Genomic DNA, 25,061 nt, shown 5'->3' with positions numbered 1-25,061 from the left:
TGGAAAGGCAATTTTCAATTGTCGAAAAATACCGCGGTTGGTTCATGTGAAATCAATTATTCAATCAAATGTTGTAGATCGGCAACATTGCTCATTCCGTCCGTTTGCTCGGCATTCAAGGCTCTCAACAAGGGAGGCTCATGACAGGCCATGTTCTATGGCCGCTGGTCGGAAGCGAAGAAATGGTTGATCGAACGGCAGGTCGCAAAATGGTTTGCAACGGCCTTGAGGTCATCAATTGAGACAACGGCGGCTTAAACGGGCTGACGGCGTTTTCGTGACAAACACCCGATGTTCGCGGAGACGTTTCGTCGATCCGAGAACCTCAAGGCGTGCCGAAATTTACTCTTTCGGAACGCCTTCAGGCCTCAGAGTCTTCTTGAGTGCCGCAATGCGGAATATGGCGTTAGGGGCGCCATAGCCGGCATAGCCGCGTCGCTGGACAATCTCGAAGAAGAAGCCTTCACCAAAGGTGTCGCTGTAGAGTTGGAAATAATCGCCCTGATCGTCACGGTCATAGAGGATATTGTTGGCTTTCAGCCGCTCGGTGAGTTCCGGGTCGAGCCCGAAGCGGGCCTCGACATCGCCGTAATAGTTCGGCGAGATGGAAAGCGGTTTGAAGCCATTCCTGTACAGGCCCTCGGCCGTGGCAAAAATGTCGTCGGTCCGGAAGGCGAGATGCTGCACGCCCGACCCGAACTTTTCCGCGACGAAGTGACCGGCCAGCGTGCGGCGATTTTCCGCGCCGTTGAGCGTAATCCGCAGCGCACCGTCAGCGCTTTCCACCACTTGGCTGCGGACGATACCGGCCGGATCGATGATGTCGACCATCGGTGTCTTCTGCATCTCGAAAATCGATGTGTAGAACAGGAGCCAGGTCAGCATCTCGTCATATGCCACTGTCTGGGCGACATGGTCGATACGCTTGAGGTGCACGGGTGCGGCCGGGCGGTCCCCGGCATCCTCGTCAATGGGTACAAAGTCGATCTCGGAGAAGCGGCCGAGATCGCTTTCATCGTCTATCAGATAGATCAGGCCACCACCAACGCCATGGATTGCCGGTATTTTCACTTCGCCGTCCACGACCGGTTGCTCGAACGGTTCGGCGCCAAGCGCGACCGCGCGGGCGAGTGCAGCCTCGGCATTATCCACCGTAAGCGCCATTGCATAGGCCGTCGTGCCGTGTACTGCGAACGAGGCGTTGGCGAAGCCCTTGTCCTCGGTATTGACGATAAGCCTGATGTTGTCTTGGCTGAAAATGCTGACTTTTTTTGTCTTGTGCCGGGCGGTCTTGCGGAAACCTAGAGTTTTAAGGATCTTGCCGAGATCGGCAGCATCCTTCTCGTCGGCGGAAAATTCCACGAAGCCGACATTCTTGACTTTTGCCCTATCCGGCATGACCGGAACCGATAGGCCCTCGACATTCGAAGAGCGACGTACCTGGTCCCCTAGATAAATTAGCGAGCGATGACCGTCCGTAGCGATCGAGCGGGCGGAGCCGCCACGGAACTGGTCGTTGAAGATCTCCAACGAAAAATAACCATCGTAGCCGGTCTCTGCGACCGCCGAGGTGAACGCCGTCACGGGGAGGTCGCCTTCGCCCGGCATGTTGCGGAAGTGGCGCGACCAATAGAGCAAGTCCATGTCGATCAACGGCGCGTCGGCAAGCTGGACGATGAAGATCTTCTCCTTCGGAATGGAGCGGATCGAGTTGATGTCGATCTTGCGCGACAGCGTATGAAAGCTATCGAGGATCAGACCGATGCTGGGATGGTCGGCGCGTCGCACGACCTCCCAGGCATCGCGGTGGTTATTGATATGGCGGCCCCAGGCCAGTGCCTCGTAGCCGACGCGCAAGCCGCGCTTTGCTACGCGTTCGCCAAGTTCGCGAAAGTCGTCGGCTGCCCGATCGATCCCGCCCAACGACACTGGCGAGTCGCTTTCTCTACTGACGCTTGCGGTCTTTCCAATCCTCGCCTTCTTTCTCTGCATGAGCTTGAAAGCAAAGCGCGACTAGACCAAACTTCCGGCAGTGTCCGTCCGGACGCTGCCGGATTCGTTTCAAGGAGTGCGTGAGCGGGTATGTCCAAGCCAACGGTGAAACCTCGCAAGAGCCTCGTTCCGACGATTGCCGACAAGATACGCGCGGCGATCGTCGACGCGGAGTTCGAGTTCGGCGAAAATCTTTCCGAGGACACGCTTGCTTCGGCTTTCGAGGTGAGCCGCACGCCCGTACGCGAGGCGCTCAACCTGCTGCAGATGGAGGGTTTGGTCAGCATCGTTCCCAAATCCGGCACCTATGTCTTCACACCGACTCTCGAGGACATTGCCGAGCTCTGTGACTATCGCATCGGTCTGGAACAGCAGGCCGTAGCTCTCACGCCGGCGAGCTCCATCCCCGAGACGGTTTTGGAATTGAAACACCAGCTTTCGGCGATGGACGCCGCGGTCGCAACTGGGGACATGCAGGCTTATGGCCGTGCCGATACCGCTTTTCATCTGGCCTTCTTCCAGCATTGCGGCAATCGCTATCTGAGGACTGCGTACGACCTTATTCTCGGCCGCGTCGCATCGTTACGCACACATCTTGCGATGAAGGCCGAAGGTGAACCGGATCGGTCCTATGGCGATCATCGTCACATGATTGTTCTTTTCTCGGAGGGACGGCGCGACGAGCTCATCACGGTGCTTATAGCCCATATTCTCCGCACCAAGGATAATTATCTCGATGCCTTTCAGCGGCTACCCGCCAATAACGGCAGCAGCCGTACGGCGCGGCTGAGGCGTCGTTTGGCTTTGGCGGGATAGCGCCGAAAACTCCGATCTACTTCTAACGAAACTGGCAGCCGACGATGTGACGGGCTGGCTTGCCAGGCGGGCTGCAAGAGACGATGGGAGGTCTTGCCAGCAACTTCCGCAGCCGCGTGGGCAGAAAGTGATGGCAAACGGATCACCAGGGCCACTGACACCGCCCTGGGTTTGATAGCCCATATTTTGGTCCAGCCAACCTAATCGGTCACTGGCTCGCCGAGCGTATGCATCAGGCGGTTCGCCCAGCCGAAGATGGCTGACGACAGGACGAGGTCGAGGGATTCCAATTCAGAGAAACCGACATCGGCCAATGCCTGCGCATCGGCTTCAGTGGCTTCGGGCGGCGTTGGCGAGAGACGTGCGGAAAAGTCGAAGATTGCCTGCAGGTGCTCGTCTAGTTCCGCATGGAGGCCGTCCGCGAAGATTGCCTCGATCACGTCGGTTCTTTTGGTCTGGCTGATGAACCGGGAGGCGTGAACCGCGGCGCAGTAGACGCAGTGGTTGACGACGGATGCGGCCGTCGCGCCCAGTTCGCGTTCGCTCGAAGCAAGCCCGTCTTTTCCGTACATGATCAGGTTGAACAGGGGGGAGCGGACGGCAAGCGATTCTGGATCGTGCGCAAGTGTCAGAACATAGGGTGAAATGCCCTTGTTGGACGGCGTCACCTGCATGGCTGCGCGCTGCTCCTCGGTCGCAGTCTCCAGGTCGACCGGAACGATATAGGGCTGCCAACGGGGAATTTTGGTGGTGAAGGCGTGGACGACTTCGCTCATTGTCTTGCTCCGATCAGTGTCAATCCCGCGATGACGCGCACCTGATAGTTCACAAAGGCTGCCAGCTCGGAGAGCCGGACGATGTCGGCATCGCTCACGCCCGCCCTGCGCAATGTTTCTATGTGCGCTCGTGTCGCCTCCCTCGGTGCGACGGTCAGCCGGTCGGCGTGACGAACGATCTCGGCGACGCGCACGTCGTCCGCAGTCGTGCCCGGCGCAGAGAGCGAGGCGATCGCGGGTTCGCCCGCCTGTTCCACGAGAGCATCATAGTGGCGCGCGAGCACCTCGTTCTGATTGTGTCGGGCCATGCGGGCGGCAAGCGCTGCCCGAAGTCCATGGGAGAGACCGCCCGGATCACGCGGCAGCAGCACGGCATCATGGGCTGCCTCGCTCAGGCGCAGGATCTCCGCGCGCTTATCCATGGCTTCGGCCAGCGCTGAGCCAGGCTTCACGGAGACTAGGGTTTCGATGAGTGTCAAAACAGGCTCCTCGGTGCGTCTGTGGGGTAGCATCTAGGTAGGCGTGGCACTTCATTATGTCAAATGATTATGATTGAGCGATATCGATGCGAAATAATTATCCAATTCCGATCGTCAAATGAGAATTCCTATGCTTTACTCGCATTAAGAGGAGTGTTTCATGTCATTTATGCATTCTAGCTCTTTCGATATTCGGCAACTCGAAGCCTTCGCAGCCGTAATTTCCGCGGGCAGCGTAACCGGGGCGGCGCGCTTGCTGGGCCGATCTCAGCCGGCAGTCACCAGGCTTATCCAGGATCTGGAGGCCGACATCGGCTATGCGCTCCTGCATCGAAGCGGTCCGCGGATCACGCCGACCTCGCGCGGCGTGCTGTTTCATGCCGAGGTCGAGCGCCATCTCGCCAGCCTCACACATATCCGCGAGCGTGCTGAGGCGATTGGTCGTGACGAGCCCCCGACGCTGACGATCGCGGCCACGCCGTCTCTTGCCGCGGGCGTTCTGCCGCAGGCACTTGCGGCTGTTGCCCCGGATCTGATCCCACGTCATCTGCATGTGCAGGCGCTTGCGGCCGAAAACGTCGTTCAGGCAGTGCTCGCCCGTTCGGCGGACTTCGGGATTGCAAGCCTGCCGCTCGAACATCCCGGCCTCGAAATACACTGGATTGCCGAGGCGCCATGTGTCGTCGCCATCGGCGCCAACGATCCGCTTGCCGAGCGTGATGTGGTGCGCCTTGCCGATCTTGCCGACCGCCGCATTATCACCCTGGCCAATCCATATCGCTTGCGGCACCGGGTCGATGAGGCGCTGGAACGGGCGGGGGTCTCGCCGGACCGGATCATCGATGTCAATGCCTCCCTGACAGCGCTTTCGCTGGTTCGCGCAGGACTTGGGGTTGGTATCGTCGAGCCGGCGACCGTGGTCGGCGTGCCGCTTGACGGCGTCGCGATGCGCGTCCTCGATCACACCATTCCCTTCCTGTTCGGCGCGATATCGCCAGCCGCGTTGCCGCTTACGTCGACGATCACCGCCGTAATCGAGGCGGCGCGCGCGGTGGCCTTGGCGATGCCAGGCTGCCGCCTGTTCGATTCGAGTGGTGCTGAAGCACTGGCCGACACCGTTTACGGGCAGGCTCCGCGACCCGAGGGAGCGCCGATATGAGCGACCTTTCCAACTTGCCGGACGGTCTCGACGCGCTTGAGGTGCGGCTGCGGCAGGATCTCGCCTGGCTGGAGCTGCCGGCCAAATCCTGGGTGCCTCCGCGCGTGATCGACGGTCAGCCTGTCGTCGATGTCGTCATCATTGGTGCAGGCATGGCCGGCCTTGTTGCGTCCGGTATGCTGAAGCGTCTCGGGGTCGCCAACCATCTCGTCCTCGACAAGGCGCCTGCTGGTCAGGAAGGGCCGTGGGTCACTTTTGCCAGGATGCGTACTCTTCGTTCTCCGAAGCAACTCACCGGTCCGGCGATGGGGCTTCCGGCGCTCACCTTCCGGGCCTATTACGAAGCTCGCTATGGGCGTGAGGCATGGATCGGGCTCGACCGTGCCCCGCGCGAAATCTGGATGGAGTATCTGGTCTGGTACCGGAAAGTGCTCGAGCTTCCCGTCCGCAACGGTGTGACCGTCGATGCGATCCTGCCGCGCGAGGACGGAATGCTTGATGTCGTCTGCAGTCAGGACGCCCCGGTGGAAACGATGGTCGCTCGCCATGTGGTGCTCGCGACCGGCCGTGATGGCCTTGGCGGGCCATTCGTGCCCGCAATCGCAGCTGCCATAGACCGGAAATTCTGGGCGCATACCGCTGACGACATCGATTTCGCAGGGCTGCGAGGCAAGCGGATAGGCGTCGTTGGAGCGGGCGCATCGGCGATGGACAATGCAGCAACCGCTCTTGAAGCCGGTGCGGCGCGCCTCGACATGTTCGTGCGCCGTAGAGAACTGCCGCGGATCAACAAGTTCACCGGCATCGGTAGCCAGGGCGTCGTGCACGGATTTGCCGGCCTCCCCGACGAGTGGAAGTGGCGTTTCCTCAACTATGCCATGGGCCAGCGGACACCGCCGCCGCGGCCGAGTGTCCTGCGCGTCAGCTCCTTCCCGCAAGCCCATCTCCATCTTGAGAGCCCGATCAGCGGACTGGAGCAGGAAGGCGATCATGTCGTCATTACGACACCCAAGGGTCGGCACCTGGTCGACTTTCTGATCTTCGGAACGGGTTTCAAGATCGACTTGAGCAATCGGCCGGAACTTGCCGCCTTCGATCCACATATACGCCTTTGGCGCGATCGCTTCCCGGTACCGGCGGGAATGCCCAACGCCGAACTCGAGGGATCTCCCGATCTCGGAGAAGCGTTCGAGCTCCTCGAAAAGGAGCCGGGTTCGTGCCCGACGCTGGCAAAGATCCACTGCTTCAATTTTCCGGCGACACTCAGTCACGGCAAGCTTACCGGCGACATCCCCGCAATCAGCGAAGGCGCCGACCGCCTGGCGCGGGGCATTGTTCGCTCCCTTTTCGTCGCCGACCGCGAGACGCATTTCGAAAACCTTCAGGCTTTCGACACGCCGGAACTCCTCGGTGACGAGTGGGCGGATGACGATACCAAAGAGCCTTCCGAACTATCTTCCGAAAGGACCTGAGACCCGAAATGCTTGAGATCAAGAACCTAAAGCTGTCCTACGGAAGCACGCAGATTCTGAACGGCGTCGACCTATCGGTGAAACGCGGCGACGTGGTGTCGGTCATCGGCCCGAGCGGCACCGGCAAGACTACGCTTTTGAAGTGCATCAACCATCTGGCCAAGCCGTCCTCAGGCTCGATCGCGTTCGACGACATCCGCATGGATTACGGACGCCCGGACAAGGCCGCCGTACAGGCGATCCGTCTTCGCACGGCGATGGTCTTCCAGCAGTTCAACGTCTTCAAGAACATGACGGTCATCCAGAATGTAATGGATCCGCTGGTGGTCGTTCAGCGCAAGTCGAAGGAAGAAGCCCGCGCGATCGCCCTGCAGGAACTCCAGCGGGTAGGCCTTGCCGACAAGCTCGACAATTATCCCTCCCAGCTCTCCGGCGGTCAGCTCCAGCGGACCGGTATCGCCCGCGCCTTGGCGGTCAAGCCGGACGTGATGCTGTTCGACGAGCCGACATCGTCGCTCGATCCCGAACTGGTGAACGAGGTCCTGAAGGTCATCAAGGACGTGACGTCCTCGGGCATCACCTCTCTTCTCGTCACCCATGAGATGCAGTTTGCGAAGAATATCTCCAACCGCATCGTCTTCATGGATCGTGGCGTCGTCGCAGCCGACGGAAGCCCTGCCGAAATCTTTGACACACCCTCCAACCCGCGCCTCGCTCAGTTTCTCAATTCCGAACGCGCGATCCAGTAGAAAGGATGCCTGAAATGACTTCCATGAGTTCAATCTCGCGCCGTGGCCTCGGTCTCGCCGTAGCAGGCGTCGCAATCGCCTTCGCAACTGCCTCGTTCGCCGAGGACGTTCGCACGATCAAGATCGCCACCGCGGCGGAATCGAAGCCGCTCTCCTGGGGTGCGATCGGCGTCGAGCCGCAGGGCTACGAACCCGACGTGCTGAAGGCGATCAACGCCAAGCTGCCCCAATACAAGTTCGTCATGGAAGGTGCGGCCGACATCGCGCAGGAAACGGGCCTTGCTACCGGCAAGTACGACATCGCGACGGGCGGCTACTACCGCGCGCCTGCCCGCGAAAAGCAGTTCCTCATTCCTGACGCACCGATCGGCGCGAGCCTGATCAAGATCTACAGCCGCAAGGACAGCGGCATCAACGAGATGAAGGACCTCGTCGGCAAGAAGATCGTACCCGTCACCGCCGGCGGTGGCATCTACAAGTTCGCCACGGCATGGCAGGAGCAGAACCCGACCTACAAGATCGAAATCACTGCCTCGAGCGCCGGCGTTCCCTATCCCGACCGCCTGAAGGAAGTGCAGAACGGCAAGTACGATGCGCTCGTGCTGCCGTCCAACCTTGGCGAGCAGACCGTGATCGACCAGCAGAAGCTCGAAATCAAGACGAGCGAGCCGGTCGCAATCAATCAGACCTTCGTCCTGATCCATCGCTCTGAGGAGAACAAGGCTCTTGCCGAAGGCATCGACAAGGCTCTGAAGGAGCTCAAGGCCGACGGCACGCTCGCCAAACTCTCGCAGAAGTGGTTCGGCGAGGACATCACCACGTACATGAAGTAACGCCGCCCTCCGATCCCGGCGATCAGGCTAACGACTGAAAGAAGGAGTGTTCCGAAGTGGACCTTTCCGTAATGATCCCAGAGCTGCTCTCGGCCCTGCCGCTGACGCTTGCGATCACGTTCACGGCCATGATCGCCGGCTTCGTGCTGGCCTTGATTGCAACGACATTCCGGGTTCGCAGGATCCCGGTGGTCAGCCAGCTGGCGGATCTCTACGTCTCCTATGCCCGGAGCGTTCCCGTCGTCCTTCAGTTGTTCGTCGCCTTTTATGGGCTTCCGGTGCTCGTGGGTGTGTTCGGCGTTGCAGACTTCGTGTCTCCGACGATCGCCGCGATGCTGGGCTTAAGCCTCTATCACGGAGGTTATCTGTCCGAAGTCATGCGGCCGGCCTATCTCGCCGTCGAACATGGCCAGCACGATGCTGCGGACAGTCTTGGTTACACATTCCGCCAGAAGCTCACGCGCGTTCTAGGCCCGCAGGCGGTTCACATCGCACTTCCCGGCTACGGGAACTCGATCATCTACCTGATCCATAATGTTGCACTCGTCATGTATATCGGGGCGGCTGATGTCATGGCGACGGCACACCTCGTCATGGAGCGCGACTATAATCAGTACCAGTTCGAAACCTACCTCGTACTGGCGGTGCTCTATTCGCTGCTTTGCCTGGTCGCCTGGTCCATCGTTCGTTTCTTCGAGCTTCGTTCTGCAAGGTTCTCTCCCGGCGCGAAACGCGGCGGAACCATGCTGATGGCAAGCGTCTGATCGAGGAAGTTGCTGCATGTTCGATATCGACGTTCTTCTTCCCGATCTTTGGGACATCCTCGGCGCAGTACCCCTCACGCTTGCGATGGCGTTTGCGATCTTCGTCCTCTCGACGATCATAGGCAGCCTGTTCGCCATGGTCGAATATCGGCGGATCCCTGTCCTCCGCCAGCTTGTCGTCGCTTACAAGGTCGCCTTCAAGGGCGTGCCGATGGTCGTGGTGATCTTCCTCGCCTATTATGGCCTTCCTTCGACCCTGCAATTCCTGGCGTCGCTGTTGGGCGTGGACTACAATGGCCATTCGACACCGAACTGGGTCACGCTCATCGTCGCCCTGACCGCCTGCGTCGCCGCTTTCCAGGCGGAAGTCGTCAAAGGCGCGCTGAACTCCTTCGACACTGGCCAGGCCGATGCGGCCTATTCACTCGGCTACAAGAAGAGCCAGCTCTTTCGTCGGGTCATGCTTCCGCAGGTCATCGTCGCAGCGATACCGGATCTTGCCAATTCCTTCATGGTTATCATGAAGGCGCTGTCTCTGGGGTTCGCCATCGAGGTGGTCGACATCTTCGCGCAATCGCAGCTGACTGCCGCGCTGAACTTCTACTATCTCGAGGCCTTCCTGGTCGCGGTCGTGATCTACATGGTGATCGCCTATGCCGTAACCCAGATCGCAGACAGGACGGAGCGGGCACTCAGGGTGCGGACTTAAGCTCGACCCAACGCTTCCGACCCCGAAGCCAAGACGACCTCCATTGGCTGGTTGCTTTTGAAAATCGCAGCCAGGGATGAGCTGCTGCCCTGTCCACTCTTTTCCCTCGAGATCATCTTTTTGGAAATTCATTTCTCCTCATTCTCATTAGTCCACTTAATTTATAGACAAAAGTCAATTTGGAGAGAGTGGCAATGAGCATTGAAAAGTCCGAAAGCGGTCTGGGAAGACGGGATCTGCTGAAACTGTCCGCAGCAGCCGGGGTTGCCGTCGCCGGCGCCTCGCTGATCGGGCAGAAGCCCGTCTTCGCGGCCGATGAAGAACTTTCCCTGAAAGGCAAGCGTATCGCCATCAGCGCGACCGGAACCGACCACTTCTTCGATCTGCAGGCCTATAATGCCCAGATCGAAGAGGTGAAGCGCCTCGGCGGCGAGCCGATCGCCGTCGATGCAGGGCGCAATGACGGCAAACTGGTCTCGCAATTGCAAACGCTGATTGCCCAGAAGCCGGATGCGATCGTTCAGATCCTCGGCACGCTGAGCGTCATCGACCCCTGGCTGAAGAAGGCGCGCGATGCCGGCATTCCGGTTCTGACCGTCGACGTCGGCTCGACCAATTCGATCAACAACACCACCTCCGACAACTGGGGCATCGGCAAGGACCTGGCGCTGCAGCTCGTCTCCGACATCGGCGGTGAAGGCAATATCGTCGTCTTCAACGGCTTCTATGGCGTGACGCCTTGCGCGATCCGCTACGACCAGCTGGTCAATGTCGTCAAATATTTCCCGAAGGTGAAGATCCTCCAGCCGGAATTGCGTGACGTCATCCCGAATACCGTGCAGGACGCTTTCACCCAGATCACTGCAATTTTGAACAAATACCCGGAAAAGGGATCGATCAAGGCGATCTGGTCGGCGTGGGATATTCCGCAGCTTGGTGCGACGCAGGCTCTTGCCGCTGCTGGTCGCACCGAAATCCGCACCTACGGCGTCGATGGCAGCCCTGAAGTGCTGCAGCTCATCGCCGATCCGAAATCGCCGGCCGGCGCCGATGTCGCTCAACAGCCGGCAGAAATCGGCCGCACCGCCATCCGCAACGTTGCCAAGCTCCTTGCCGGCCAGACACTGCCGCGCGAGACCTACGTTCCAGCACTTCTTGCCAACAAGACCAATGTCGGCGAGGTCACCAAGAAACTTGGCATCGGCTGATAATCCGCTTCGGGTGATCCAGCCATGGCAGGATCACCCGGAATATGTCTGCTGGAGACCGACATGACGGCCATTTCCTTCAAACAGCCGGTAACGGCAAAAGACGACATCATCCGCTTCGAAGGTATCGTCAAGCGCTTCGGCGGAGCGCAGGCGCTGGCGGGTGCGTCGCTGAGCGTCAGACGTGGTACCATCCATGGTCTCGTCGGTCAGAACGGTGCCGGCAAATCGACGCTGATCAAGCTGCTTGCCGGTCTCCATCAGCCGGATGACGGGCGGATCGAGATCGAAGGGCAGACTTTCGACAGATTGACACCGCATCTCGTTGAAGATCTCGGTATCCATTTCATTCACCAGGACCGGCTGCTGGTGCCGACCTTTACCGTCGGCGAAGCCCTGTTTCTTGGCCGGGAACCACGCATACCCGGCACGCCATTCCTCGACCGCCGGCTGATGCAGCGCCGCGCGTCCGATATCCTCAACGACTACTTCGGTGTCCGATTGCCGAACACCGCCCTGATCGGCGAATTGTCGACGGCCGAAAAGCAGATCGTCCAGATTACCCGTGCGCTTCTCAACCAGCCCAAGGTGCTTGTCTTCGACGAACCGACGGCCGCATTGGTGCGCCGCGAGGCCGATATCCTCTTCCGACTGATCCGTCGCTTGCGCGACGAAGGCGTGACGATCATTTACATCTCGCATTACTTGAACGAAATCGAAGCACTCTGCGACCACGTCACCGTGTTGCGCAACGGGCTGGACGTCGCTTCGGTGCCGATCGGGGAGACTTCTGCCGCCGCGATTGCGCGGTTGATGGTCGAACGTGACATCAAGGAAATGTTTCCGAAGCCGGAGGTCGCTCCCGGTGACGAAATCCTCAAGGTCGAACAGCTTTCGACACCGGGAAAATATGAGGATGTCAGCTTCACGCTTCGCCGCGGCGAGGTGCTGGGTCTTACCGGCCTGCTCGGCTCCGGCGCGAAGGAACTGGTTCGTGCTCTCTTTGGTCTGGATAGGCCGGCGTCCGGTCGCATCGAAATCAGCGGCAAGGCTGCCCGTTTCGCCAACCCCAGTCGGGCGGCAGGTCAGAAGATTGCATTGGTGCCCGAAGACCGGCGTCGCCACGGCGTCGCGCTCGACCTCAGCGTTGCGGAAAATATAAGCCTTTCCAGCCTCGATCGCTTCACCCGCCTCGGCTTTCTCGACCGCAAAGGCGAACGGCGCGAAATCGATGCTCTGATTGCTCGGCTGCAGGTGAAGACCAGCGGGCGCGATGCCTTGCTGCGTACGCTCTCGGGCGGCAATCAGCAAAAGGTGGCGATTGCCAAATGGCTCAGTCGTCATTCCGAGGTCTACCTCCTCGACGAGCCGACGGTCGGCGTCGATATCGGCTCAAAGGTCGAGATCTATACGCTGATCGGTGAACTCGCGGCGCGGGGCGCCGGTGTCATCGTGCTGTCTTCCGACCTGCCCGAACTCCTAGGCATTACCGATCGCGTTCTTGTGCTCTTCCGCGGCCGTGTGGTGCGGGAATTCATATCGTCGGATACCACGGCGGATGCCGTGCTCGCCGAGGCGACCGGATCGTCGGAAGGGCAGCGCCATGTCGGCTGAAGTAGAGTTTGCGCCTTCGGGATTTTCGGGCGCAGAGCGGCCTGACCGACCGACCGGCAATATCGCGGCCGCGGCACTGCGCTTCGGATCGCTCATCGCCTTTGCGGCCATCCTGATCGTCTTTTCGCTGACCGCACCTTATTTCCTCAGCGTCGGCAACATCGGCAATGTGCTCGGCCAATCCGCCATCTCGGGCGTGCTCGCGATCGGACTGACAATCGTTTTGATCGCTGGCGGCTCCAATGTCGTCACCGGCGGCATCGACCTGTCGCTCGCCGCCAATATGGGGCTTAGCGCTGCCGTCTATGCCAGCCTGACGCAACTCGGTTATGGCGACGTCACGGCGATCGCCGCATCGATCCTGACCGGGACCCTGATCGGCGCGGTCAATGCCATCGCGGTCGTCTACGCCGGCATCGTGCCGCTGCTCGCCACGCTTGCCGTCATGAACATCGTTGCCGGCCTGGAACTGGTGCTGACAGGGAACACCGTCCTCCCAGCTTCCACGCCCTTTCTTTCGGCACTTTCGGCCTCCGATCCGTTCGGCATGCCAGTCCTTGCCTATGTGCTTATCGGCTTCACCATAATCGCAACGGCGATCGTCCAATATACGCCGCTTGGCCTGCGCCTCTATGCCGTCGGCGAATTTCCGGATGCTGCGCGTGCTGCCGGCCTGCCGCTTCGCCGCCTGCTTGCCGGTGCATTCGTCGCCAGCGGCCTTTGTGGCGGTATCGCCGGCATACTTTCGGTTTCCTACCTGAGCGGCAGCACGACGGGCTCCGGCGAGATGTTGCTGCCCGTTGTCGTCACCGCTTTGCTGGGCTCGGTCTTTTCGCGCCGGCTGGTTCCGACCGTCACCGGAACGCTGCTCTCAGCCCTGCTGGTTGGCTTCCTCACCAATGGTTTCCAGCTGCTCAACATTTCAAGCACGCTGGTCAGCGGCGTTCAGGGCCTGCTCATTCTCATCGTGGTCTCTGCGACCACGCTACTGCGCCGGCAGGAGGCATGATCATGTCGCTCCACACCTCTTCACCCGCCGCGACTGGCTTGCCGCGCCTTATCATCGGCGGCTTGGTGCGCTACGGGCTGATCCTGGCCCTGATTGCCGTGTTTGCCGTCTTTTCCCTGATCACGCCGACATTCCTGACGTTCGCCAACCTGCAGAGCATCCTGGTCAACAATTTCACGCTGCTTGCCATCGTCTCCATCGCCATGACCTTTGCCGTCGCCTCGGGCGGCATCGATCTTTCGGTGGGAACGGCAATGGATTTCGCGAGCTTCGCTTTTGTTTCGCTTGTCCTTGCCGGGCAGCCGGTGGCGATTGCAGCATTGGCCGGGTTGGCGGCCGGGATACTTGTCGGAGCATTCAATGCGCTGTTGATATCAGGGATCGGCGTCTCCCCGTTCCTCGCAACGCTTGGCACATTGTTCATAGGCCGCAGCATCCAGCAACTGCTGACCAATGGCGGCAATCCCGTCTATCTGCCGCCGAACGGCGTACCGGAGGCTTTCCGTTTCCTTGGCCACGGCACGATCGAAGGGTTCCCTGTGCCGCTTGCAGCCGCCATCGTCATCATCACAGCCGCTGCGGTTATTTTTGCCCGTACGCGGTTCGGCCGCATCATTCTGTCAATCGGTATCCAGCCGGGCGTCGTACGCTATTCCGGCATTGCGGCTCCCGCCTATATAGCGGCTACCTTCGTACTGGTCGGGTTGATCGCAGCCGTCGCTGGCCTGATTCTGACTGCGACCGTCACCGTCTATATCCCGTCTTCCGGCAATGCATTCCTGCTGAATGCCATCGGTGCAACTTTCATCGGTACGACGCTCAGCCCGCTCGGGCGGCCGAACGTCGCTGGCACCGTCCTGGGCGTGCTCCTGCTCAGTATCGTGGCCAATGGGCTGCTGCTGACCGATTTGAATTTCTATTGGCAGCAAGTCGGTACGGGAACGCTGATCTTCGCCGTGCTCGCCCTGAGTTTCATCAACCGGAAAGCAGCCGGCAGCGCATAGCGCAAGCTGCTGCGAATCATGGAAATCTGGTCTATCCGACCGCTGTACTTGCCAAATTCTTCTTGCTCCGTCCGTTTTCCCAACAAGACATGGGAAAGAAATCCATCAGGAACGACTAGATTACCGTGCCATTGGGCCAGAGGCGAGCGTCTCGCTGCAATGGAGAGTAATCGTGCCATTCGGCCAGCCGCTTTCCGTATTCGCGCCTGTAAGCGCTATCCTCACAATAAGCGATGTTGTCTTGCACCAATCCAACACCAATCTCGTAGTAGACATCGAGGTTGCGCAAGTCTGGCTGAGGAGTTTTTCCTTGCTCCGCTTCCCGTTGCATTTGCCAGAACAGCGTCTCCAGGCGTTGAACGAGAGCCGGAATATCACGCAACACGCTTGTATCCCGTTGTTCCTGCACGGACGCTCTTATTCTTTTCAGGCTTGCGGGATCCTTTGCAAATCCGATCGCCTTTTGAACGTAGTCTTGCGGATTTGAGCAAATCAGCTGCTCGGCGCCAGCGGCTCTAACGATGCTGTGGCAGAAGCGCGCTGCAAAGCTCTTGCCTGGAACGGTGAGGACGGGCAAGCCCATGGTCAGAGCATCGGCTGCCGTCGAATGTGCTCCATAGGGAAATGTGTCGAGGAAGAGATCGGCAAGACCAATCCTGGCGAGGTGTCTGGCGTTTGGTGCCTTGGGTGCAAAGATGAGACGCTCGGGCGCGACGCCTGCATTTGACGCAAGCTGGCGCAGACGCGCGTCGACATCATCACTGCCGCTCAACAGCCACAACACGCTGTCGGACGTTGCCGCGAGAATTTCCATCCACTGCGCAAACGTCTCTTTCGTGATCTTCTGCATGCCATTGAAGCACGCGAAGACGAAGACATCCTCCGGCAGGCCCGCTTCGAGGCGCGTCGGCCTTTCGGCAACCGCTCTTTTGCGATCAATTGGCTGGGTGCAAGGGATCCTCAGTACCCTCTCGGAATAAAAGATCTCATTTTCCGGGGGAATGACGCGTTCGTCCGCGATGATATAGTGATGAAAAGGACTGCCCATCGTGCCCGGATAGCCACAGAAATTGACGATGACGGGGGCCGGTCGATATGCAAAGATTTTTGTTCGTGCATGCTTGGTATAGCCATTGACGTCGATGAGGATATCGATGTCATCGCCGGCGATCTGCCGTGCCGCATCCTGATCGCTGAGCGTAGCGATATCGCGCCAGCAGTCGACGACCGCTTTCATGCGCATTTGCGTGGCGTCCCGCTCCACTGGCTCGCCGCAGTAGTAAGCGTAGATTTCGACGCTTTGCTTGTCGTGCAGCTCCAGCACCTCCCTAAGTGCGAAGCCAACCGCGTGATCCCGCAGATCCGATGATACGTAGCCGACGCGAAGCCGCTGCGCGCTTCCGGATTTTTTCCGCGGCACCTTGCGAGGAAATCCGCTTATGTCGGGGCGGCCGACAAAGGACTTGTTGTATTGGTAGGCTCTTGCAAGTTGGAACAGCGGATCGTCGGAATAGCAGGCTAGCGTCAGTGGCGACATGGAATCGAGGAGCTGACGAGTGGAGACATGGTCGGATGTGGCAAGAACAGGCCATTTGCATTGACGCTGGCGCAGGGCGCTCCAATGCTGCCCGGCTTCGCTCTTGTCGGGTCGCAGTTCGATAGCCTGCCACAGCGCCGCTTCGGCATCATCCAAAAGCCCCGCATTTTCCATGACACGGCCAATATGCTGAAGTGCCATGAGACGGTGCGCCAGCTTGTCGGGGGTACTTTCAGCCGTTATCTCGACGAAGCTTCGCCATTGCACGATGGCATGCGCCGCAACGCCGCTATCTTCCAATGCCCGTCCTAGATTGATGTGTGCCGGGCCGAATTGCGGATCGAGCTTCAGACAGGCGCGCAGCGCCTGAATGGAACCGGCTATGTCGCCAAGCTGTCGCAGCGTGACCGAATAGTTGAAATAGACGAGATGCAGGTAAGGATGGCCATCGTTGAATGCGATCCAGACCTTGTAGGCCTCCGCCGCCTCCAGCTTCTGCCCAGCCGCACTTTGCGTTTCGGCAAATTGGAACAGGTCGTTGAAGGAGAGGCGCTGCGAACGTGCCAGGTCCAGGATGCCGGCAAGCGGCAGGACCGGGCTGGTGACTGAAGCATCATTGGTGAGCATGGGCATTCCATAAGCTGGCGGCAGGCAACGCAACCATTTCCATAATGGCTGCCGATGCCTCGACTGTGCTTTGTTGCCGTCGGCATGTCATCAGCTCGCCATCGGAATCGGCGATTGCGCGCCGGCAATCAACAGCTTTCGAACGCGCGAAAGCGAATTGCAAACGACCGCGTAGGCCTCAGAGACCATGAGCGCCTGCGATATGCCACGGGCGTTGTCCGCAATAGCACGAGCGGTCTCCAAAATCGCCGGTCGCCGGACGCTCCGCTGTGTGATTCGATCCAACAATGCCGCGCGCATGTCGCGATATCCGGGATTTGCGTCCTGCGCCCCAGCCTTCGATCTCGCCTATCGCTGTCGCAAAACCACTGCGCTGTTTCACGTCACATAGCTTGAGATGACCGCTGCGATTTGATCCGAACTCAGATATGCCATCTGCGAACGCATCAATGCGAGCAGCTGCGTGCTGGAAAGGCTTGCAATGTCCTGCGTCGACAGGCCCGCTACGCCATTAGAGCTAAAAGCTGAGATATCCTTGGTCGAGAAGGTCGAGAGCTCCTGTGTCGTCAGGGCCGCGACCTGCGCCGAAGTCAGCTCGCTGACCTGGGATGGCGCAAGAGCCTCGGCCTGCGCCGTCGTCAGCGACGCGATGACCCGTGTGGTCAATCCGGCGACCGCTCCGGAGCTCAATGCGGCAATGTCATCGGTCGTGAAGACGGAAATATCGTCCGTATCCAGTGCCGCGACCTGAAGGGCGTTCAAGGCGCCGATCTGCGATGTCGAAAGAGCAGCGATTTGTGCCGTGCTCAGTGCCGCGATCTGGCCATAGCTCAATGAGGCGATCTGAGAGGTCGTCAGGACGGCGATCTGGTCGCTGGTAAGGGCTGCGACGACAGTGGTGGGCAGTCCCTGGATCGCGTCCGAATTGATCACGGATAGCTCGGCAGTGGAAAGGGTCGTCAGATCCGCCGTGGTCAGTCCCGCCAGGCCGGCGGAACTCAACGCCGCGATCTGGGTGGTCGTAAGTGCTTCGAACTGCTCAATGCTAAGCACCCCGATCTGTGTACTGCTCAGGCCGGCAATGCTGCCCGTCCCGAGTGCCGCGATCTGGGCGGTGGAGAGGGAGGCGATAAAGTCGGTCGACAGGCCCTGGACCGAGCTGGAACTGATCGCTGCTATATCGGAAGTCGAGAAGGTTGCCAGATCGGCCGAGCTGAGGCCTGCAATGCCGGCGGAACTCAAGGCCGCGATCTGGGCCGTCGAGAATGCTGCGATCTGATCGACGCTCATTGCGGCGACCTGGGTGCTGCTCAAACCTGCCACGCCCGCCGTGCTCAACGCCGCGACCTGGCTTGTCGACAAGGCGGCGATATCGCCGGTGCTAAGGACTGCAATCTGCTTTGAGCCAAGAGCTCCGACTTGCGCCGCCGTCAAAGCCTCGACTTGATCAATGCTGAGAACGGCGATCTGTGCCGTCGTCAATCCGGCAATGCCGCCCGTGCCCAGGGACGTAATCTGGGCCGTCGACAACGCCGCGACAATGGCAGTCGTCAGGCCCGACATGGCGCTCGAGCTGATCGCCGCGATATCCGCGCTTGAGAAGGTCTGAAGATCGTCGGTTCCGAGAGCGGCAATCTGCGCCGAGCTGAGCGCTCCGACCTGGGTAGGCGTTAGAGCCTCGGCCTGATCCGTGCTGAGCGCCGCCATCTGGCTGGTGGTGAGGCCTGTTATGCCGGCTGTGCTCAACGCGGCAATCTGCGCCGTCGACAAGGCTGCGATTGCGGCGGTTGACAGGGCTGACATCGCAAGCGAGCCGATGGCCGCCATATCCGCAGTTGAGAAGGTCGCGAGATCGTTTGTCCCGAAGGCGGCAATCTGCTTTGAGGTCAAGGTCCCGATCTGGGTCGGCGTCAAAGCCTCGGCCTGGTCCGTGCTGAGCGCTGTGATCTGATCTGTCGTCAGTCCGGCAATCCCGCTTGTGCTCAGCGCTGCGATCTGGTTGGTGGAGAGGGCTTCGATGCCGCTCGTGCCGAGTACCGTGATCTGCTTGGAAGTGAGCGCTGCGACCTGAGCAGTGGTCAAGGCCTCCAATTGCCCGGTATTCAGGGTTGCTATCTGCGATGTTGTCAGGCCTGCAATGCCGGCTGCGCTGAGCGCTGCGACCTGGTCGGTCGAGAATCCGGCGATCGTCGCCGTCGATAGGCCCGATATGGCACTCGAACTGATGGCCGCGATATCGGCGGTGGAAAAGGCGTCCAGATCATCAGTGCTGAGCGCTGCGATCTGGGTCGAGCTCAGCACGCCGATCTGCGCCGTTGTCAGAGCCTCGGCCTGGTCGACGTTGAGAGCCGCCAGCTGTGCCGTTGTCAGGCCGGCGATCCCGGCGGTGCTGAGCGCGGCAATTTGCGCGGTCGACATGGCCGCGATATCGGCTGTCGTCAGCGCCGAAATCTGCTTGGAGCCAAGTGTGCTGATCTGGGCTGTCGTAAGCGCCGCGACCTGGTTGGTGCCGAGAGCCGAAATCTGCAGGGTGGTGAGACCCGCAATGCCGGCGGTGCCGATCGCCGCGATCTGGTCCCCAGAAAAGGCAGCGATGGTCGCCGTCGACAGGCCGGCGATGGCGCTCGAACTGATGGCTGCGATATCGGAAGTCGAGAATGTCTGCAGATTGGCAGGGTTCAGCGTCGCAATCTGGCTCGAACTGAGAGCAGCGACTTGAGCCGAGGTCAGGGCCTCGGCCTGGGCAGTATTCAAGACCGCGATCTGGGCACTCGTCAGACCCGCAATGCCAAGACCGCTCAATGCAGCAATCTGCGCCGTCGACATTGCGTTTATGTCGGTGGTCGTCAGCGCGGTTACCTGCTTGGAGCCAAGGACGCTGATCTGTGTCGTCGTCAGGGCTTGCACCTGGCCCGTGCTCAAGGCTGCAATCTGCAGGCTCGTCAGTCCGACAGTGCCGGATGAGCTGAGGGCGGCGATCTGCGCCGTCGAAAGCGAGGCTATGTCCGTTGTGCTCAAGGCGGAAACCTGCGCCGAGCTTAGCGCAGCAACCTGCTTGCTGCTCAAGGCATGGACCTGAGCGGTATTCAAGACTGCGATCTGTTTGGTCGACAGACCGCTGATCCCAAGCGCGCTGAGGGCTGCGATCTGATTTGTCGTCAATGCCGCTATCGCGCCCGTGGACAGGCCCGATATGGCGCTCGAGCCGATGGCGGCTATGTCCTGCGTGGAAAATACGGCTATGTCGTCTGTCGTCAGCGCAGAAAGCTGGGTCGAGTTCAGGGCCGCGACCTGTGCTGTCGTCAACGCTTCGGCCTGGCTGGTGCTGAGCGCAGCGATCTGCTTCGTGGTAAGGCCAGCAATGCCTGAGGTACTGAGGGCCGCCACTTGGCTCGTCGACAAAGCGGCGATTGCTGTCGTGGGCACGCCCGATATGGCGGCGGAGGTGAGCGCCGCAATGCTCTTGGTCGACAGGGCAGCTACATCATTTGTCGTCAATACGGAAAGCTGCGCGGAACTCAGTGCAGCGACCTGTGCCGTCGTCAGCGCCTGGAGCTGACCGGTGCTCAAGGCGGCAATCTGCTGGGTGGTCAGCCCCGTAATGCCCGATGTGCTGAGGGCTGCGATCTGGGCCGTCGACAAGGCCGCAATGGCATCCGTCGACAAGCCGGAGATGGCGGCGGAGCCGATCGCGGAAATATCTTTGGTCGAGAAGGTTGCGATGTCGGCGGCACCCAGGCTGCCGATCTGCTTGGAACTCAGAGCCGCGACCTGAGCCGATGTCAGGGCCTCCGTCTGGTTGGTGTTGAGAGCCGAGATCTGCGCGGTCGTCAGGCCTGCAATGGCCGAGCTGCCAAGGGCCGCAATCTGCGCCGTCGAAAGGGTCGCGACGATGGCCGGGTCCAAAACCGCGATCTGCGCCGAGCTCAGGGTTGCGATCTGCTTGGTCGACAGCACATCTATCTGGCTGCTGTTTAAGGCACTGATCTGATCGGTGCTTATGCCAAGGATGCCGGTCGGGCTAAGTGCGGCGATCTGCGCGGTCGAGAAGGCCGCCAAGGCTGCCGTGGACAGACCGGAAATGGCACTCGAACCGATGGCGGCAATATCTGCGGTCGAGAGGGTCGTTACGTCGCCCGAGCTAAGGACGCTAAGCTGAGCTGAACTCAATGCTGCGATCTGCGTCGTTGTCAAAGCGGCAAGTTGCGCACTGCTCAGAACGTTGACTTGATCGGTGCTCAGTCCGGAGATTCCGGCGGTGCTGAGCGCAGCCATCTGGGCGGTCGTAAGCGAAGCGATGCTTCCTGTGCCGAGCGCTGCCACTTGCGATGAGCTCAGCGCGGCAATCCGGGTCGTGGTCAAGACGGCCACCTGTGCCGTGCTCAAAGCAGCGACCTGATCGGTCGTCAGGCCCGCGACGGTGGTCGTGCCGAGCGCTGCGATCTGATCCGTGGACAATGAACTAATGACGGATGTGCTGAGACCCGATACCGCCTTGTTCGAAATCGCTGCGATATCGGCGGTCGAGAAGGTTGCTATGTCATCGGCACTCAGCGCGCCGAGCTGGGCGGAGCTGAGGGCCTTGACCTGCGCGGTGGTCAGTGCTTCGGCCTGTGCCGTGCTCAGTGCGGCCATCTGCCCCGTTGTCAAGCCGGCCACTCCAGAGGTGCTGAACGCGGCGATTTGGGCTGTGGAGAGAGAGGCGAAGATATCCGCATCTATGGTCGCGATTTGCGATTGGCTGAGGGCCGCGATCTGATTGGTGAGCAACGCATCGACCTGGCTACCGCTTAATGCATCGATCTGCGCGGTGCTGAGGCCTGCAATGCCTGCCGTGCTCAAGGCAGCGATCTGGGCGGTCGTCAGTGCGGCAATCGCATCGGTCGACAGCCCCGACATCGCGGTCGAGCTGATCACGGCGATATCGGCGACGGAAAGGGCGGCGACATCATCGGTCCCGAGTGCGGAGAGCTGAGCGGTCTTCAGAGCCGCGACCTGATTTGTTGTCAGGGCTGAGACTTGCGTGGTGTTCAGCGCATTGACCTGATCGGTCGTCAGGCCGGTAATCCCGGAGGTGCTTATCGCGGCGACCTGTGCGGTGGACAGAGCGGCGATGACATTGGTGTCGAGGGCTGCGATCTGAGTTGCGCTGAGAGCCGTCATCCACGATGCCGGCAGGGCGGCAATCTGCGCCGTATTGAGCGCGGTGATCTGGGTCGTCGTCAAGCCGGCGATCCCGACGGCACTCAAGGAGGCGATTTGCTGCGTCGAGAGCGTCGAGATGACGCCGGTGCTCAACCCTGTTACCGCCTTGCTGGAAAGTGCGGCGATTTCGTCGGTCGTAAAGGTCGCAATGTCGTCCGTTCCGAGAGCGGAGACCTGTGTCGAGCTCAATTTGGCGATCTGGGCTGTCGTCAATGCCTGCGTTTGCGCCGTGCTCAGAGCGGCGATCTGATCTGTCGTGAGACCGGTGATGCCGGATGTGCTGAGGGCGGCAATCTGGCTGGCGGTAAGGGATGTAACGGTGCCCGTGCTGAGGGCTGCAACCTGGCTCGACGTCAGGCTCGCGACCTGTGTCGTGCTCAGCGCCGCGAGCTGTGCAGTGCTCAAGGTTGCGACCTGAGTGGTCGTCAGGCTCGCGAGCGTGCTCGTGGCCAGGGCCGCAATCTGCGCCGTCGAGAGACCGGCGACGGCACCGGTGCTCAAGCCTGCAATCGCCTTGGTGGCAATCGCGGCCAAGTCGGCCGTCGACAGGGCCGCCACGTCGTTTGCCGTCAGCGCCGTCATTTGTGTCGAGCTCAATGCCGCAATTTGGCCGGTCGTCAGGCTTGCGAGCTGAGCAGTACCCAGCGTCGATATCTGGGTGGTCGTCAGGCCGGTGATGGCGCTCGTGGTCAAGGCCCCGAGCTGTGTGCTTGAAAGGGACGCAATGACGCTGGTCGAGAGGCCGCCTATCGCCTTGCTGGACAGTGCGGCAATTTCATCTGTCGTGAAAGTTGCCACGTCATCGGAACCCAGCGCAGCAAGTTGAGTGGAACTCAACACCTTGACCTGGCTCGACGATAGCGCCTCGATCTGGGTCGTGGTGAGCGCGGTGATCTGGCCCGTCGTCAGTCCTGTGACCGCCGTCGTGGTGAGCGCTGCGATCTGCGCAGTTGAAAGGGCGGCAATGTCATTCGTGCTGACAGCCGCAATCTGGGTTGTTTTCAGCACACTGATCTGGGTGGTCGTCAAGGCTGCGACCTGTTGCGAGCTCAGGCTTGATATCTGGCTCGTGGTCAAGCTCGCGACGGCGCGCGTCGCGAGGCCCGCGATCTGGGTGCTCGAAAGTGCAGCAACCTGGGTGGTCGTCAGACCCGTGACCGCGCTCGAACTAAGGGCGGCAACCTGATCGGTCGAAAGGGAGGCGATGACCCCTGTACTTAACCCCGCCACGGCCTTGCTGGTAATGGCGGCAATTTCCGTTGTCGAGAACGTTGCAATCTCGTCCGCGCCGAGGACCGAAAATTGAGTCGAGCTCAGCGCCGCAATTTGAGCACTGGTGAGTGCCGCCACTTGCTGCGTGCTTAGCGCTGCGATCTGACCGGTCGTCAAACCGGTAATGGTGGCCGCTTTCAACGCCGCGATCTGTCCGGTCGAAAGCGCCGCGACGACATCCGTGCCCAACACGGCAATTTGGCTCGAGCCCAGTGCCGCGACCTGCGCCGTTGTCAGGACGCTCGTTTTTTCCGTGCCCAGAACCGCAATCTGAACCGTGCTCAACCCGGCAACCCCAGCCGTGCTGAGCGCCGCAACTTGCGCTGTCGACAAGGCGGCGATGGCAGTCGTGCCAAGACCCGATATGGCCTTGCTGGTGATTGCCGCGACGCTGGCGGTCGAGAGCGCGGCGATATCGTCCGTGCTCAATGCGGATATCTGGGTCGAAGTCAGCGCCGCGACCTGTGCCGTCGTCAGAGCGGCAATCTGCGTTGTGGTCATCACGCTGATCTGGCCCGTTGTCAGCCCGGCGATGCCGCTTACGCTGAAGGCGGCAATTTGCGCGGTCGAGAGCGCTGCGATATCGCTCGTGCTCAAGACTGCAGTTTGCGTCGTCTTCAGCGAATTGATTTGGCTTGTCGTCAATGCGCCGATCTGCACCGTGCTCAGTGCGGCGATCTGGATGGTGGTCAGGCCGGTAACGGCTGATTTGCTGAGGGCCGCGACCTGTGAGGCCGACAGGGCCGTAACATCGCCCGTGCTCATGACTGCGACTTGCGTCGCGGTGAGCGCTGCGACCTGTGCCGTCGTCATTGCGGCGATCTGCGCCGTACCCAAGGCAGCGATCTGAGCCGTTGTCAGGCCGGAAATCGCGGCCGTACTCAGGGCGGCAACCTGGTTCGTCGCGAGAGAGGAAATGGTTGCTGTCGAGAGGCCTGCGACCGCGGCAGCGGTAATCGCCGCCATGTCATCTGTCGAAAATGTGGCGATATCGCCCGTAGACAGCGCGGAGAGCTGCGCCGAACCTAGGGCCTTGACTTGGCTCGAGGTGAGAGCCTCGGCTTGCGCAGTGCTCAGGGCTGCGATTTGCGCCGTCTTCAGGCTGGCAATCGCGCTGGCTGTCAGGGCCGCAATCTGAGCAGTTGAAAACGCAGCTATATCGCTCGTGGGCATGGCCGCGACCTGCGTCGTCTTGAGAGCGGCGATCTGCGCTGTCGTCAGGGCCGCAATTTGCGCCGTGCCCAGAGCCGCGATTTGGCTCGTCGTCAGATTGGAAATGCTGCTGGTGCTCAACGCTGCGACTTGGTCCGTCGAGAGCGAGGCCATTGCCGCGGTCGACAGGCCCGATACTGCCTTGCTGCTGATCGCAGCCATATCGTCCGTCGAAAAGGTGGCCAGATCAGCGGCGCTGAGCGCAGAAAGTTGCACGGAGCTCAAGACCCGGACCTGCGATGTTGTCAAGGCTTCCGCCTGTTCGGTCGTCAGGCCCTGGAGCTGCTGCGTCGTGATCGCGGTGATCTGCACGGAACTGAAGCTCTCGATTGCAGACGTTGTCAGGGCGGCCAATTGATCGAGCGTAAGCCCCGGAATGGCGCTTTGCGAAATTGCGCTCAGCTGCTGGGAGGTGAGAACCTCCACGTCCTCGGTATCCAGCGCGGCGATCTGCGCCGATGTGAGGACGCTGATCTGCTTGGTGGACAGCGACGCCACATCCTCCGTGGTCCAGGCTGCCACAGCCGATGTCGAAAGAGATCTGATCTGAGTGAGGCTCAAGGATGAAACGATCGAAGTCATAAACAGGACTCTTTCCGTAGCCGCGTTGCGATGTCGGCATAT

At 60.4% G+C, this 25,061-nt stretch carries 15 protein-coding genes and 1 pseudogene; 11 read left to right on the top strand and 5 right to left on the bottom strand.

Annotation, left to right across the window (positions count from 1 at the left end):
- Positions 1-342 precede the first annotated feature (342 nt).
- A pseudogene (locus tag GA0061100_RS22140) lies at positions 343-1,935 on the bottom strand (bifunctional sugar phosphate isomerase/epimerase/4-hydroxyphenylpyruvate dioxygenase family protein); the annotation flags it as partial.
- Between the two features lie 147 nt (positions 1,936-2,082).
- Between GA0061100_RS22140 and GA0061100_RS22135 the strand changes: the two are divergent.
- On the top strand, positions 2,083-2,808 hold the full coding sequence (locus GA0061100_RS22135) for a GntR family transcriptional regulator (protein WP_075854909.1): 726 nt from the start codon (positions 2,083-2,085) through the stop codon (positions 2,806-2,808).
- Between the two features lie 200 nt (positions 2,809-3,008).
- Here the strand turns inward: GA0061100_RS22135 and GA0061100_RS22130 are convergent, their stop codons facing one another.
- Together GA0061100_RS22130 and GA0061100_RS22125 are read right to left on the bottom strand one after the other, a co-directional pair.
- On the bottom strand, positions 3,009-3,584 hold the full coding sequence (locus GA0061100_RS22130) for a peroxidase-related enzyme (protein ID WP_075854908.1): 576 nt from the start codon (positions 3,582-3,584) through the stop codon (positions 3,009-3,011).
- The gene (locus GA0061100_RS22125) at positions 3,581-4,063 is read right to left on the bottom strand and encodes a CMD domain-containing protein (RefSeq protein ID WP_075854907.1); all 483 of its coding nucleotides are present in this window, start codon (positions 4,061-4,063) and stop codon (positions 3,581-3,583) included. The genes GA0061100_RS22130 and GA0061100_RS22125 overlap by 4 nt, the downstream gene beginning before the upstream one ends.
- 160 nt (positions 4,064-4,223) lie before the next feature.
- Between GA0061100_RS22125 and GA0061100_RS22120 the strand changes: the two genes are divergently transcribed.
- From GA0061100_RS22120 to GA0061100_RS22075, 10 genes are all read left to right on the top strand, one after another.
- The gene (locus GA0061100_RS22120; RefSeq protein WP_075854906.1) at positions 4,224-5,222 is read left to right on the top strand and encodes a LysR family transcriptional regulator; all 999 of its coding nucleotides are present in this window, start codon (positions 4,224-4,226) and stop codon (positions 5,220-5,222) included.
- Positions 5,219-6,694, top strand: coding sequence for an NAD(P)-binding domain-containing protein (locus GA0061100_RS22115; protein ID WP_075854905.1), 1,476 nt, complete (start codon positions 5,219-5,221; stop codon positions 6,692-6,694). Before GA0061100_RS22120 ends, GA0061100_RS22115 begins: the two co-directional genes overlap by 4 nt.
- An 8-nt stretch (positions 6,695-6,702) precedes the next feature.
- Positions 6,703-7,443 carry an amino acid ABC transporter ATP-binding protein gene (locus GA0061100_RS22110; protein ID WP_075854904.1) on the top strand — a complete coding sequence of 247 codons (741 nt, stop codon included), beginning with the start codon at positions 6,703-6,705 and terminating at the stop codon, positions 7,441-7,443.
- Positions 7,444-7,457: 14 nt separating this feature from the next.
- Positions 7,458-8,276, top strand: a complete 819-nt coding sequence (locus GA0061100_RS22105) for an amino acid ABC transporter substrate-binding protein (protein WP_075854903.1) — start codon at positions 7,458-7,460, stop codon at positions 8,274-8,276.
- A 56-nt stretch (positions 8,277-8,332) separates the two neighbouring features.
- The gene (locus tag GA0061100_RS22100; protein WP_075854902.1) at positions 8,333-9,040 is read left to right on the top strand and encodes an amino acid ABC transporter permease; all 708 of its coding nucleotides are present in this window, start codon (positions 8,333-8,335) and stop codon (positions 9,038-9,040) included.
- Positions 9,041-9,056: 16 nt separating this feature from the next.
- Positions 9,057-9,749 (top strand): amino acid ABC transporter permease, encoded by a 693-nt coding sequence (locus GA0061100_RS22095; protein ID WP_075854901.1) that lies wholly within the window; start codon positions 9,057-9,059, stop codon positions 9,747-9,749.
- A gap of 194 nt (positions 9,750-9,943) precedes the next feature.
- Positions 9,944-10,957 carry a sugar ABC transporter substrate-binding protein gene (locus GA0061100_RS22090; protein WP_075854900.1) on the top strand — a complete coding sequence of 338 codons (1,014 nt, stop codon included), beginning with the start codon at positions 9,944-9,946 and terminating at the stop codon, positions 10,955-10,957.
- A 63-nt stretch (positions 10,958-11,020) separates the two neighbouring features.
- Positions 11,021-12,571, top strand: a complete 1,551-nt coding sequence (locus GA0061100_RS22085) for a sugar ABC transporter ATP-binding protein (protein ID WP_075854899.1) — start codon at positions 11,021-11,023, stop codon at positions 12,569-12,571.
- A complete protein-coding gene (locus GA0061100_RS22080; protein WP_075854898.1) occupies positions 12,561-13,580 on the top strand; it encodes an ABC transporter permease in 1,020 nt (339 codons plus the stop codon). Before GA0061100_RS22085 ends, GA0061100_RS22080 begins: the two co-directional genes overlap by 11 nt.
- A 2-nt stretch (positions 13,581-13,582) precedes the next feature.
- A complete protein-coding gene (locus GA0061100_RS22075; RefSeq protein WP_075854897.1) occupies positions 13,583-14,584 on the top strand; it encodes an ABC transporter permease in 1,002 nt (333 codons plus the stop codon).
- 115 nt (positions 14,585-14,699) lie between these two features.
- Here the strand turns inward: GA0061100_RS22075 and GA0061100_RS22070 are convergent, their stop codons facing one another.
- Together GA0061100_RS22070 and GA0061100_RS22060 are read right to left on the bottom strand one after the other, a co-directional pair.
- Positions 14,700-16,748, bottom strand: coding sequence for an O-linked N-acetylglucosamine transferase, SPINDLY family protein (locus tag GA0061100_RS22070; protein ID WP_143525501.1), 2,049 nt, complete (start codon positions 16,746-16,748; stop codon positions 14,700-14,702).
- A gap of 378 nt (positions 16,749-17,126) precedes the next feature.
- Positions 17,127-25,019, bottom strand: a complete 7,893-nt coding sequence (locus GA0061100_RS22060) for a hypothetical protein (protein ID WP_075854894.1) — start codon at positions 25,017-25,019, stop codon at positions 17,127-17,129.
- Positions 25,020-25,061: the final 42 nt, after the last annotated feature.

Source organism: Martinezella hainanensis (assembly GCF_900094555.1).
Taxonomy (GTDB): domain Bacteria; phylum Pseudomonadota; class Alphaproteobacteria; order Rhizobiales; family Rhizobiaceae; genus Rhizobium; species Rhizobium hainanense.
Note: the sequence above shows the minus strand (reverse complement) of the source record. Positions and strands in the feature narration are given on the sequence as shown.

Excerpts from the sequence above, each read along its gene's own strand:
- GA0061100_RS22135 (WP_075854909.1), top strand. The coding sequence starts at position 2,083 with ATGTCCAAGCCAACGGTGAAACCTCGCAAGAGCCTCGTTCCGACGATT.
- GA0061100_RS22130 (WP_075854908.1), bottom strand. The coding sequence starts at position 3,584 with ATGAGCGAAGTCGTCCACGCCTTCACCACCAAAATTCCCCGTTGGCAG.
- GA0061100_RS22120 (WP_075854906.1), top strand. The coding sequence starts at position 4,224 with ATGTCATTTATGCATTCTAGCTCTTTCGATATTCGGCAACTCGAAGCC.
- GA0061100_RS22115 (WP_075854905.1), top strand. The coding sequence starts at position 5,219 with ATGAGCGACCTTTCCAACTTGCCGGACGGTCTCGACGCGCTTGAGGTG.
- GA0061100_RS22110 (WP_075854904.1), top strand. The coding sequence starts at position 6,703 with ATGCTTGAGATCAAGAACCTAAAGCTGTCCTACGGAAGCACGCAGATT.
- GA0061100_RS22105 (WP_075854903.1), top strand. The coding sequence starts at position 7,458 with ATGACTTCCATGAGTTCAATCTCGCGCCGTGGCCTCGGTCTCGCCGTA.
- GA0061100_RS22095 (WP_075854901.1), top strand. The coding sequence starts at position 9,057 with ATGTTCGATATCGACGTTCTTCTTCCCGATCTTTGGGACATCCTCGGC.
- GA0061100_RS22090 (WP_075854900.1), top strand. The coding sequence starts at position 9,944 with ATGAGCATTGAAAAGTCCGAAAGCGGTCTGGGAAGACGGGATCTGCTG.
- GA0061100_RS22085 (WP_075854899.1), top strand. The coding sequence starts at position 11,021 with ATGACGGCCATTTCCTTCAAACAGCCGGTAACGGCAAAAGACGACATC.
- GA0061100_RS22080 (WP_075854898.1), top strand. The coding sequence starts at position 12,561 with ATGTCGGCTGAAGTAGAGTTTGCGCCTTCGGGATTTTCGGGCGCAGAG.
- GA0061100_RS22075 (WP_075854897.1), top strand. The coding sequence starts at position 13,583 with ATGTCGCTCCACACCTCTTCACCCGCCGCGACTGGCTTGCCGCGCCTT.
- GA0061100_RS22070 (WP_143525501.1), bottom strand. The coding sequence starts at position 16,748 with ATGCTCACCAATGATGCTTCAGTCACCAGCCCGGTCCTGCCGCTTGCC.
- GA0061100_RS22060 (WP_075854894.1), bottom strand. The coding sequence starts at position 25,019 with ATGACTTCGATCGTTTCATCCTTGAGCCTCACTCAGATCAGATCTCTT.